The organism is Kushneria sp. AK178 (assembly GCF_053903105.1).
This window is the reverse complement of sequence record NZ_CP096381.1, coordinates 2,788,879-2,800,872: the sequence shown is the minus strand read 5'-3', so window position 1 is coordinate 2,800,872 and position 11,994 is coordinate 2,788,879. Positions and strand designations below refer to the sequence as shown.

At 64.2% G+C, this 11,994-nt stretch carries 8 protein-coding genes; all 8 read left to right on the top strand.

Annotation, left to right across the window (positions count from 1 at the left end; translation table 11 throughout):
* Positions 1-139: 139 nt before the first annotated feature.
* Positions 140-1,195, top strand: a complete 1,056-nt coding sequence (gene pilM, locus M1D97_RS12825; RefSeq protein WP_456268118.1) for a type IV pilus assembly protein PilM — start codon at positions 140-142, stop codon at positions 1,193-1,195.
* Positions 1,192-1,809, top strand: coding sequence for a PilN domain-containing protein (locus tag M1D97_RS12820; protein WP_456268117.1), 618 nt, complete (start codon positions 1,192-1,194; stop codon positions 1,807-1,809). The genes pilM and M1D97_RS12820 overlap by 4 nt, the downstream gene beginning before the upstream one ends.
* Positions 1,806-2,447 (top strand): type 4a pilus biogenesis protein PilO, encoded by a 642-nt coding sequence (locus tag M1D97_RS12815; protein WP_456268116.1) that lies wholly within the window; start codon positions 1,806-1,808, stop codon positions 2,445-2,447. Before M1D97_RS12820 ends, M1D97_RS12815 begins: the two co-directional genes overlap by 4 nt.
* Positions 2,444-2,974: a pilus assembly protein PilP gene (locus M1D97_RS12810; RefSeq protein WP_456268115.1), complete on the top strand. Its 531-nt coding sequence runs from the start codon at positions 2,444-2,446 to the stop codon at positions 2,972-2,974. The genes M1D97_RS12815 and M1D97_RS12810 overlap by 4 nt, the downstream gene beginning before the upstream one ends.
* Entirely contained in the window at positions 2,971-5,136 is a 2,166-nt protein-coding gene (pilQ, locus tag M1D97_RS12805) for a type IV pilus secretin PilQ (protein ID WP_456268114.1), read from the top strand. The genes M1D97_RS12810 and pilQ overlap by 4 nt, the downstream gene beginning before the upstream one ends.
* On the top strand, positions 5,136-5,705 hold the full coding sequence (aroK, locus tag M1D97_RS12800; protein WP_456268113.1) for a shikimate kinase AroK: 570 nt from the start codon (positions 5,136-5,138) through the stop codon (positions 5,703-5,705). The genes pilQ and aroK overlap by 1 nt, the downstream gene beginning before the upstream one ends.
* A gap of 62 nt (positions 5,706-5,767) precedes the next feature.
* Positions 5,768-6,850, top strand: coding sequence for a 3-dehydroquinate synthase (gene aroB / locus M1D97_RS12795; RefSeq protein WP_456268112.1), 1,083 nt, complete (start codon positions 5,768-5,770; stop codon positions 6,848-6,850).
* A 681-nt stretch (positions 6,851-7,531) separates the two neighbouring features.
* Positions 7,532-11,986 carry a glutamate synthase large subunit gene (gene gltB / locus M1D97_RS12790; RefSeq protein WP_456268111.1) on the top strand — a complete coding sequence of 1,485 codons (4,455 nt, stop codon included), beginning with the start codon at positions 7,532-7,534 and terminating at the stop codon, positions 11,984-11,986.
* Positions 11,987-11,994: the final 8 nt, after the last annotated feature.

The window sequence follows — 11,994 nt, the reverse complement described above, 5'->3', positions numbered from 1 at the left end:
ATGGGTAGTCGAGCACAGAGTGAATGCTTTTAAAACCGTTTAAAGCGTCCGTAAACCTCGCTATTCGTCCCTTCATGATGGTGTTTGAAGCGTTATAAACAACGTCCGCATAAGGCGGGTCATTGGCTGGAGAGCTGACGTGCTGGGTTTTGGACGGGCAACGCAGGGCATGATCGGGGTGGATATTACGTCTGCCACCGTCAAGCTGCTTGAGCTGGAGCGTCATGGTGATCACTGGCGGGTCGCCTCCTGGGCCGTACGCCCGCTGGTGGATCGTGCCGTGGTCGAGCGACGCATTCGTGACATTGATCAGGTGGTCATGGCGCTGTCGCGTGCCATCGACCATGCCGGGCCGCGTGCGCGCCGGGCCGTGGTGGCGGTGCCCACCGGCGCCGTGATCACCAAGGTGCTGAGCATGCCGGTGTCGTTTGACGACAACGATATCGCTCAGCGTATTGCCATGGAATCGGACAAGCACATTCCGTTTCCGTTCAATGAAGTGACGCTCGACTTTCAGCGTCTGGGCGTCAACGCCCGCTATGACGACCAGCAGGACATTCTGCTGGTGGCCTGCCGGCGTCAGGACATGCAGCTGCTTACCGAGGTGCTGACGCAGGTGGGGCTCGAGCCTGCGGTGGTGGATGTCGAGATGTTCGCCATGGAGCGCGCGACCCGCTATGTACTTTCCCGCCTGACCCCTCATCCCGACCGGGGCAGCGCGCTGGTCGATATCGGGGCCAGCATGACCGCCTTTCACATCTTCCATCGGGGGCGCATCGTGCATACCCGCGACAATGTCATGGGCGGGCGCCAGCTGACCGACGAGATTCGCCAGCACTACCGCCTTACCTTCGACGAGGCCGGGCGCGCCAAGAAAGCCAATGACCTGCCCGAGTACCGACAGCGCATCCTGTATCCCTTCCGCGAATCGCTGGTCCAGCAGATCATGCGATCGCTGAAGCTTTACTACACCACGGCCGGAGCCTGTGAAATCGAGCGGCTGATTCTGGCCGGCGGCTCCAGCGTCATCGAGGGGCTGGCCGAGCGACTGGCCGAGGAGAGCCGGCTGGAAGTGGTGCCGGCCAATCCGTTTGCCAGCATGCGTATCGGCAGCGGTATCGACAATGCCCGCCTTACCCTGGATGCCCCGGCCATGATGACCGCCTGCGGCCTGGCCATGAGGTCGCTGTCATGAGCACGGTGATCGAAACGCCCGGCGATGTCAGCATCGATATCAACCTGCTGCCGTGGCGCGAGCAGGCGCGCGAGCGCCGTACCCGCCGCTTTCACCTCTGGCTGGTGCTCAGTGTGCTGCTCGGCGTGGGCATCGGCTTTTTGTGCCAGCTCTGGCAGCAGTATCAGCTTGGTCGTATCGAGACCGATATCGCTTACATCCAGCAGCACACAAAAGCGCTCGAGCAGGACATTACCCAGGGGCAGGCACTGGATGAGCAGCGCCAGCAGATGCAGGAGCGCATCGAGCTGATTCGCCGGCTGCAGTTCTCCCGTCCTCAGACGGTGGCGCTTTTTCAGGCGCTGACCGATACCCTGGGCGAGGGAGTGGTCTACGACCGCGTCCATCGTCATGATGGCCAGCTCGATATCAGTGGGCTGGCCGCTACCAATCGTCAGGTCTCCGATCAGATGCGCGCGCTGGCCGGCGCCCCGGTGCTGGGTGAGCCGCTGCTGCTGGATGTGCGTGTGGAAAGCGAGCGCTCCGATCGCCGTCGCTTCAATCTGCAGGTGCCGGAGCGCCCCCTGAATACTGCGCCAGCGACAGGGGCGCCGGCGTCGGAGGCGTCGCCATGAACCGTATCGACTGGCAGCTCGAGTGGCAGCGCCTGCGCCAGACCCGACTGTCCGAGCTGAGTCTGGAAGAGGGGGGCAGCTGGCCCTGGCTTCTGCGGGTGCTTGCCTGTGGCGTGGTGGCTCTGGTCGCGGCGCTGGGGGCACAGTGGTTTCTGGCCGCGCCCGTGGCGCGCGAGGTGGAGACGGCGCGCGAGCAGGTCGAGACATTGAAGTCGGAATACGCCACGCGCGCCTTTCAGGCGGCCAACCTGCCGCTGCTGGAACGGCGCATGCAGGCGCTGGACGCGCGCATGAGCACGCTTTTGAGCATGCTGCCCACGGACAGCGAAGTCCCGGCGCTGCTGGATGACATCAGCGATGCTGCCCGCGGTCAGCAGCTCGAGATCGACTTTATCCGGCTGGCACCGCTCGAGGTGCGGCCCTTCTATATCATCCAGCCGCTGGATATCCGGGTGCGCGGTGACTACCACCGCCTGGCGGCCTTCGTATCGCGGGTGGCGGAGCTGCCGCGCATCGTGACGCTGCATGATTTCACCCTGGCCCCGCCGGACAGCGATGCCGACGGGGCGCTGGTGCTGTCGCTGCAGGCCGAGACCTACCGCTATGAGGCCGAGCGGGCCGGGGCGGGGACGCCATGAAAGCCCCCGTTTTGATCATGCTGGTGCTGTGTCTGGGGCTCTGGGGCTGCGAGCGCGACACAACCGCGCAGCTCGATGCCGAGCTCGAGACGCTGCGCCATCGCCCCGCCGGCCACCTGGACGCGCTGCCCGAGCAGCCGGTGTATCAGCCCCTGCGCTATGTGGCAGACGGTCATCGCAGCCCCTTTGCTGCGCCGCCCGGCATGGTCGCTGCATTGCCTGCCGAGACATCAGCATCGACGCGTGCCGTGCCGGACCCCGACCGCGCGCGCGAGCCGCTGGAGGGGTATGCGCTCGGCGCCCTGCGGCTGGTCGGCACCCTGAGCGTGGACGGTCGCACCATTGCTCTGATTCGCACGCCGGAGGGGCGAGTCGTGCGGTTGAAGCGCCATCAGCACATCGGTGAAAACAGTGGACGCGTCACGCGCATCGGCAGTGACCATATCGAGATTACGGAGCTGGCGCCGAATGGCAGCGGCGGTTTCATTGAAGTCAGCCGCACGCTGACGCTGGGAGCAACCTCATGACATCAATGAATCATCATTGCTACTGCGGACGATTGAAAAGCGGCCTGCGACAGGTGACCGTCATGGGGGGACGGCGCTGGCCATGCCTTGCCGCTCTGCTGACGGGGCTTGTGCTGCTTCTGGGCGCGACGCTGGCAAGCGCGGCAACACTCACCGATATCTCGCAGCGCCCGGCGGGACAGGGCCGGGAAATCGTTCGGCTGACCTTCGACGGCGCCGTTAACGTACCGCAGTCCACCCTGCTGAGCGCGCCGCAGCGGCTGGTACTGGATTTCGACGGCGCCGGCAGCCGACTGTTGTCACCGCGCGTCTCGCTGGCCGGTACCCATGTCGACGGAGCCGAGGCGCGTGTCTCGGGAGACCGGTTGCGCGTCATCCTGACCATGGCGCGCCCGACCGGCTGGCAGCTGTCAGCGAGGGGTAATGTACTGGAGGTCAGGCTGGGCGAGGGTGTCCGGGAAAGCAGCGCAGGACAGGCCAACACGCTGTTGCAGCGTATCGCCACCGTTCAGGCCGGCGGTGCGAGCGCCCGCGCCTACAGTGACCCGGGGGCGCAGGATGTCGGCGATGCCCGTGCCCGGATCGAGGATATTGACTATCGCGTCGCCGGGCAGGGCGCCGGGGAGCTGATCGTGACGCTGGATCGGTCGGGCATCTCGCCGCAGCTGGACGTGCAGGGCAACCAGGCCCGCGTGCGCCTGAGCGGCGTGCGTCTGACCCCGCAGTGGCAGCGCATCGTGGATGTCAGCGATTTTGCCACGCCCGTGTCGCGCGTGACCCCCTCGCAGTCGGGCGAGGATGTGGTATTGACACTGGCCATGGCGCCGGGGGCGGTGGCGATGGCGACTCAGCGCGGCCGTGAGGCAGTGATTCGGGTCTCGCCGGCGAGCTCCGCCGCCGCCGAGCGCCAGCAGTCGCAGTTCCCCTTTGATGGCCGACGCATCTCGTTGAATTTCGAGGACATCGATGTGCGCACGGTGCTGTCGATTCTGGCCGATGAGGTGGGGCTCAATCTGGTGGTCAGTGACAGCGTCAGCGGCAACGTGACGATCAATCTGCGCCAGGTACCGTGGGACCAGGCGCTGGAGCTGATTCTTCAGACCCGGGGGCTTGCCAGCCGGCGTAGCGGTGATGTACTGCTGGTGGCGCCCGGCGAGGAGCTGGCCGGCATGGCGCAGCGCGTTGCGCAGGCCGATCAGAGCCTGTCTGCCAACGAGGCACTGACCACCGATTATCTGCAGATGCGCTATGCCAAGGCGGTCGACATGGCCGCGCTGCTGCGCGGCGAGCAGGGGCTGGGCATCCTGTCCGAGCGTGGCCATGTGTCGGTGGATGCGCGCACCAATACGCTGCTGGTGCAGGATACCCGCGAGCGTATCGAGGCGATCCGGCGCACCATCGACCATCTGGATGTGCCGGTGCGTCAGGTCCAGATCGAGGCGCGCATCGTGATCGCCCGTGATCGGGTGGTCAATCAGCTGGGGGTGCGCTGGGGGCTGTCGCAGCCGGGCACGCCGTCGAGCGGCATCAATGTGGCCGGGGCGTCCAGCGGCGTGGCCGCCAACGGCGGGCTGAGCGTGGATCTGGGCAGTGCCGTGGCGCCCTCCACCGGCTTCAGCTTCGGCTATCTCTCCGGTGACGTGCTGCTGGATCTGGAGCTCAACGCGCTGGAGTCCGAGGGCAAGAGCCAGACCATCTCCCAGCCCAGGGTGATTACCGCCAACCAGCATCCGGCGCTGATCAAGCAGGGCCAGGAGATCCCCTATCAGCAGGGCGGCGACAACACCCTGACCGGCACCACCGTGCAGTTCAAGGAGGCGGTGCTGTCGCTGGAGGTGACGCCGCAGATCACGCCGGACAATCGCATCATCATGGATCTGATCGTCAATAACGACGACGTCTCCAGCAGTCAGTACAACGGCGTACCGGCCATCGATACCAATCAGATTCAGACCCAGGTGCTGGTCAATGATGGTGAAACGGTTGTACTTGGCGGTATCCTCTCTACCGAGCAGGTCAACAATCTGTACAAGACCCCCTTTCTGGGCGACCTGCCGGGCCTTGGTCGACTGTTTCGCTATACCGAACAGTCCAATGAAAAGGTAGAATTGCTGGTGTTCATTACGCCAAGGATCCTTGAGGACACCCTGACGGTGCGCTAATGCAGGCTTTACCCAATCTGTTTCTGGTCGGTCCCATGGGGACCGGCAAAAGTACCATCGGTCGCGCGCTGGCGGCCGAGCTGCATCGCGACTTCTTCGATAGCGACCACGTGATCGAAAAGCGCTGCGGTTGCAATATCCCCTGGATCTTCGATGTCGAGGGGGAAGCCGGCTTTCGCATGCGCGAAACCCGGGTCATCGACGAGCTGACCCACCATCAGGGCATTGTACTGGCCACCGGTGGCGGCGCGGTCATGCATCCGACCAACCGGCGCCTGCTGCGCGAGCGCGGCGTGGTGATTTATCTCTCTACCACCGTCGAGCAGCAGCTCAAGCGCACCTCGCGGGACCGAAACCGGCCACTTTTGCAGTGCGACAATCCCGAGCAGCGCCTGCGCGAGCTTCTGGAGCTGCGCGACCCGCTGTATCGCGAAACCGCCACCCTGATGGTCAGCACCGACCGGCGCAGCCCGCGTTCGGTGGTTGCCGAGATTCGACGGCGCACCCGACGCTATGCCGGCAGCAGTGCCCATGACTGCCACGCCGGACTGTCGGGCTATTCGCTCTAGCCAATACCGCCGCGGCGGTGCCCGCACCGCCACGGATTGCCTACTGACAACGGATGCCAGAGATGCAGACCCTTACGGTGGAACTGCCGGATCGTCACTATCCCATTCATGTCGGCCCCGGCCTTCTGGATGATGCCTCGCTTCTGACCCCGCATCTGGCCGGGCGTCAGGTCATGATCGTGACCAATGAGACCGTGGCGCCGCGCTATCTCGAGCGGTTGAAGACGACGCTTGCGGATTACGAGGTGCGTGAGGTGGTTCTGCCCGACGGCGAGGCGACCAAGAATCTCGAGCACGTCGAACGCATCTGGGACGCCCTGCTGGCGGCCGGCTTCAACCGGCGCGCAACGCTGATCGCGCTGGGCGGTGGCGTGACCGGTGACATGACCGGCTTCGCGGCGGCCTGCTATCAGCGCGGCATCGCCTTTATCCAGGTGCCCACCACGCTGCTGGCGCAGGTGGACTCCTCGGTGGGCGGCAAGACCGGCGTCAACCATCCTCGTGGCAAGAACATGATCGGCGCCTTCCACCAGCCCCGCGTGGTGATTGTCGATACCGATACCCTGAAGACCCTGCCGGCGCGCGAGCTGACGGCGGGGCTTGCCGAGGTGATCAAGTACGGCCTGATACGCGATGAGGCCTTCATGACCTGGCTGGAAGACAATATGGCCGGCCTGCGCGCGCTGGAGGCGCCGCTTCTGACCGAGGCGATCCTCAGAAGCTGCGCCATCAAGGCCGACATCGTGGTGGAAGACGAGACCGAGCAGGGCGTGCGCGCCCATCTCAATCTGGGCCATACCTTCGGCCACGCCATCGAAACGGCGATGGGCTATGGGAAGTGGCTGCACGGTGAGGCCGTCGGGGCCGGCATGATGATGGCCACGGCCCTGTCGCACCGTCTGGGCTGGCTGGATGAGGCGGCCGTTGCGCGCGTGGCGGCCCTGCTCGAGGCGGCCGGTCTGCCGCGCCATGCGCCGGCCGGGGTCAGCGCCGAGCGCTTTCTGGAGCTGATGCATCTGGACAAGAAGGTCATGGACGCGCGCTTGCGACTGGTACTGCTCGGGGCCCTCGGTGATGCCTGCATTACCGACAAGGTCGATGAGGCACAGGTTCATGCGCTTCTGACGCAATGGGAGCGACAGTAGGGCGGTACCTGTGTCGTGTCTTCCCTGTCGATGGCCGGTGCGATAGCGCACCGGCCTTTTTTTGCCTTGTTGTCATGCCATCGCTCTCCATGGCGCTGCTGTCGGTCATCCAGCGGGGTCGGGTCGCAGCAGATTCGGTGGCGCCTTCCATGTCGATCAGCAGCCAGCGGAATCCTCTTCATCAGAGCGTTCTCGGTCCCCTGGTGGGCACTCGGGCCGGCTGGTCTTGAGCCCTGTTTTTAAACGATATTGATTGTGGCCCTGGTCGTGCGTCCGGGGCTTGTGAAGCTCATGGCGTGGCCAGCAACAGCCCCATAACCAAAAAAGGCATGGGTCATGCACAAACGGCATGGGGCAATGCGCACTTTTATGGGGCGAAAAAATCACGCCGGCGCTATCGGGGTGCAGACCTAACGTCTTGAGAAGGCTGTCTTTTTTGACCGGGAGAGTGTCGTAACCTTTCGAAAATGAGCGGTTTTTTGCGGGATTATGAGAACGGCAGGGGGTTTGCCTCGAAGGGCGACTATCGTATGCTCGAATCAGCTCTTTTCCCACCTCGGGCGCTCAAAAGGCGCTGTCTGAAACAAGAACAACCGGGCAGAGTATCCTTCTTTTAGACCCATTACAACCGTGTCAATTTCTTGATGCTTCGCTTTCTAGCGTTTACGGAGAGGCATGTTCATGACAAGAGGTCTTCATCGGCCCGACGAGTTCCGAGACAACTGCGGTTTTGGCCTGATTGCCCACATGGAGGGGCAGGCAAGCCATGACCTGCTGGCGACTGCCATCGAGTCCCTGACCTGCATGACCCACCGCGGCGGCATCAACGCCGATGGCAGGACCGGCGATGGCTGCGGCCTGCTGCTGGGCATGCCGACCGGCTTCATGCGCGATATTGCCCGGGAATCGCTGCACACCGAGCTGGACGATAACTTCGCCGTGGGCGTGGTGTTCTTCCCCGACGACGACGACCGTGAAATGAAGGCGCGAGGCGTTGTCGAGGAAGAACTCGCCGCCCGGGGTCTGGTCTTTCATGGCTGGCGCGACGTGCCGGTGGACTCGAGCGTGTGCGGACCGCTGGCGCAGTCCTGCATGCCGCGCATCCGCCAGATGTTTGTCTCTCCGGCCGAAGGGCGCGACAGCGATCTCGACTTCAACGTCGATCTCTACATGGCGCGCCGGTTTGCCGAGCAAAAGCTCAAGCGCGAAGAGGAGTTCTACGTCTGCTCGCTCTCCTCGAAAGTGGTCTCCTACAAGGGTCTGATGATGCCGGCGGACCTGCCGACCTTCTATCACGACCTGGGCGATGAGCGCCTGGAGACCTCGATCTGCGTCTTTCACCAGCGCTTTTCGACCAACACCGCGCCGCGCTGGCCGCTGGCCCAGCCGTTTCGCTTTCTGGCCCACAACGGTGAGATCAACACCATCGAGGCCAACCGCAGCTGGGCCAACTCGCGCAAGGGAAACTTCGCGACCGAGCGACTCAAGGAGATCGAAGGCCTCGAGGAGATCGTCAATACCACCGGCTCCGACTCCTCCAGCATGGACAACATGCTCGAGCTGTTGCTGACCGGTGGCATGGAGCTCTACCGCGCCGTGCGCCTGATGGTGCCGCCGGCGTGGCAGAACGTCGAGACCATGGACAGCGAGCTGCGCGCCTTTTACGAATACAACTCCATGCACATGGAGGCCTGGGACGGCCCGGCCGGTATCGTGCTGACCGACGGACGCCACGCCGTGTGCATGCTCGACCGTAACGGTCTGCGTCCGGCGCGCTGGGTCATCACCGACAACGGCTATATCACGCTCTCCTCCGAAATCGGCGTGTGGGACTACAAGCCCGAATCCGTGGTGGCCAAGGGCCGCGTCGGGCCGGGCCAGATCCTGTCGGTGGATACCCATACCGGTGAGGTGCTGCACACCGCCGATGTTGATGACCGTCTCAAGCAGGCTTACCCCTACAAGCGCTGGCTCAAGGACAACGCCCACTATCTGGAGTCGGCGCTGACCGAACTGGCCGAATTCAAGCCGGTGGATGACAAGCAGCTGCTGGCGATGGAGAAGATGTTTCTCGTTACCAACGAGGAGCGTGATCAGGTGCTGCGGCCGCTGGCCGAAACCGGTCAGGAAGCGGTTGGCTCGATGGGCGACGATACGCCCATGGCGGTGCTGTCGCGTCAGCCGCGACTGCTGAGTGACTTCTTCCGGCAGAAGTTTGCCCAGGTCACCAATCCGCCCATCGATCCGCTGCGGGAAGCGATCGTCATGTCGCTGGAGACCTGTCTGGGTGCCGAGCGCAGTGTCTTCAAGGCCACGCCCGATCACGCCCATCGCCTGATCCTGACCACGCCGATTCTTTCGCCGCGCAAGTTCACCGCGCTGACCGAGCACGAGGACCCGGCCTTCGCCAGCTGCCGCCTGCCGACGATGTACGACGGCGAGGCCATGAGCCTGAAAGAAGCCATCCTGCAGCTGTGCCAGCAGGCCGAGGAGAAGGCGCGCGCCGGCTGCGTGGTACTGGTGCTCTCCGACAACGGCCTCGAAAAGGGCCAGCTGCCGATCCATCCGGCACTCGCCGTGGGCGCCGTACATCAGCATCTGGGCCGTCTGGCGCTGCGCCCGAAAATCAATATTGTGGTCGAGACCGGCTTTGCCCGTGACGCGCATCAGATGGCGGTACTTTTCGGCGTGGGCGCCACGGCAGTCTATCCGTGGCTGGCTTATCAGACCATGGCGGACATGTACCGCTCGGGCGAGCTGACCGGCAATCCGGCGGACGGTCGCGAGAACTATCGCCGCGGTCTGCAGAAGGGGCTTTTCAAGATCCTGTCCAAGATGGGCATTTCGCACATCGCCTCCTATCGCGGCTCGCAGCAGTTCGAGGCGGTGGGACTGTCGTCCGAGATCATGGATCTATGCTTTCACGGCATGGCCTCGCGCATCGAGGGCACCGGCTTTGCCGAGCTGCAGCTGCAGCAGGAAATGCTGGCCCGCGATGCCTGGCTGCCGCGCAAGCCGATCCGCCAGGGCGGCATCTACCGCTACGTGCACGGTCACGAGTACCACGCCTACAACCCGGACGTGGTCAAAAAGCTTCAGGAGGCGGTGCAGGAGAGCAGCTTCGAGAAGTGGAAGGTGTTTGCACAGCTCGTCAACGAGCGCCCGGTGGCCACCATTCGCGACATGCTCAAACTGAAACCCGGCGCCGAGCCGATTTCGATCGACGAGGTCGAGCCGGTGGAAAACCTGCTGCCGCGCTTTGACAGTGCCGGCATGTCGCTCGGCGCGCTGTCGCCCGAGGCGCACGAGTCACTCGCTCAGGCGATGAATGAGTCGGGTGGGCGATCCAACTCCGGCGAGGGCGGGGAAGACCCGGCGCGCTACGGCACCATCCGTTCGTCAAAGATCAAGCAGATCGCCTCCGGGCGCTTTGGCGTGACGCCGGCCTATCTGGTCAACGCCGAGGTCATGCAGATCAAGGTGGCCCAGGGGGCCAAGCCCGGCGAGGGCGGTCAGCTGCCCGGCGGCAAGGTCAACGAGCTGATCGCCAGGCTGCGCTACGCGGTGCCCGGCGTGACGCTGATCTCGCCGCCGCCGCACCACGACATCTACTCCATCGAGGACCTGGCCCAGCTGATCTTTGATCTCAAGCAGGTCAATCCGGACGGGCAGGTGTCGGTCAAGCTGGTCTCCGAGCCCGGCATCGGCACCATCGCCACCGGTGTGGCCAAGGCCTACGCCGATCTGATCACTGTGTCGGGCTATGACGGCGGTACCGCGGCCAGTCCGCTGACATCCATCAAGCACGCCGGCTCCCCCTGGGAGCTGGGCCTGCCCGAGGTGCATCAGGCGCTGCGCATCAACGGCATGCGCGGACGGATTCGTCTGCAGACGGATGGCGGGCTGAAGACCGGGCTGGATGTCATCAAGGCGGCGATTCTGGGCGCCGAAAGCTTCGGCTTTGGCACCGCGCCGATGGTGGCGCTGGGGTGCAAGTATCTGCGGATCTGTCACCTCAACAACTGCGCCACCGGTGTGGCCACCCAGCATCAGGGGCTGCGCGACGAGCATTTCCGCGGCACGGTGGACATGGTCAAGAACTACTTCCGCTTCATTGCCGAGGAAGTGCGCGAATTGATGGCGATGCTGGGCGTGCGCCAGTTGACCGATCTGATCGGGCGGGTCGACCTGCTCGAGAAGATCGAAGGCGAGACGCGCTCGCAGCGCGCGCTCGAGTTCGAGTCGCTGTTGCACAACGACTTCGTGCCCGATGACGCGCCGCAGTTCTGTCAGGTGGAGCGCAACGCCCCCCACGACGGCGGCGAGAAGAATCTCGAGATCATGGCGATGACCCGTGAGGCGCTCGAGAACCAGAGTGGCGGCGAGTTTCATCTCACCACCACCAACTGCGACCGCTCGATCGGCGCGACGCTCTCCGGGGCCATTGCCAAACGCTACGGTGAAGCGGGGCTCGAGGATGCCCCCATCACGCTGCGCCTGACGGGCGTGGCCGGCCAGAGCTTTGGGGTGTGGAACGCCCGTGGCCTCAACATGTATCTCGAAGGCGATGCCAACGACTACGTCGGCAAGGGCATGAACGGCGGGCGGCTGGTGATTACGCCGCCGAAGGCGAGCCGCTTTGAAAGCCGTCATACGGCGATCATCGGCAACACCTGCCTGTATGGCGCCACCGGTGGCACCCTTTACGCCGCGGGGACGGCCGGCGAGCGATTCGGGGTGCGCAACTCCGGCGCCTTTGCGGTCATCGAGGGCGCCGGCGATCACTGCTGCGAGTACATGACCGGCGGTGTCGTGACCGTGCTGGGCCGGACCGGGCTCAACTTCGGGGCCGGCATGACCGGCGGTTTTGCCTTCGTGCTCGATCTGGAGCGCGAATTCGTGGACAGCTACAACCACGAGCTGGTCGAGATTCAGCGCGTCAACACCGAGTACATGGAAGCCTATCGGCGCTATCTGCGTGAAACCCTCGAGGCGTATGTGTCCGAGACCGGGTCCGCCTGGGGTCAGGAGATCCTCGAGGATTTCGCCGAATTTGTCCGCTATTTCTGGCTGGTGAAGCCCAAGGCCGCAAGTCTTGGCAGCCTTCTGGCCGAATCCCGCCGCCGGCCCGAATAAGGAGTGAT

Excerpts from the sequence above, each read along its gene's own strand:
- pilQ (WP_456268114.1), top strand. The coding sequence starts at position 2,971 with ATGACATCAATGAATCATCATTGCTACTGCGGACGATTGAAAAGCGGC.
- gltB (WP_456268111.1), top strand. The coding sequence starts at position 7,532 with ATGACAAGAGGTCTTCATCGGCCCGACGAGTTCCGAGACAACTGCGGT.
- M1D97_RS12820 (WP_456268117.1), top strand. The coding sequence starts at position 1,192 with ATGAGCACGGTGATCGAAACGCCCGGCGATGTCAGCATCGATATCAAC.
- aroB (WP_456268112.1), top strand. The coding sequence starts at position 5,768 with ATGCAGACCCTTACGGTGGAACTGCCGGATCGTCACTATCCCATTCAT.
- aroK (WP_456268113.1), top strand. The coding sequence starts at position 5,136 with ATGCAGGCTTTACCCAATCTGTTTCTGGTCGGTCCCATGGGGACCGGC.
- M1D97_RS12810 (WP_456268115.1), top strand. The coding sequence starts at position 2,444 with ATGAAAGCCCCCGTTTTGATCATGCTGGTGCTGTGTCTGGGGCTCTGG.
- M1D97_RS12815 (WP_456268116.1), top strand. The coding sequence starts at position 1,806 with ATGAACCGTATCGACTGGCAGCTCGAGTGGCAGCGCCTGCGCCAGACC.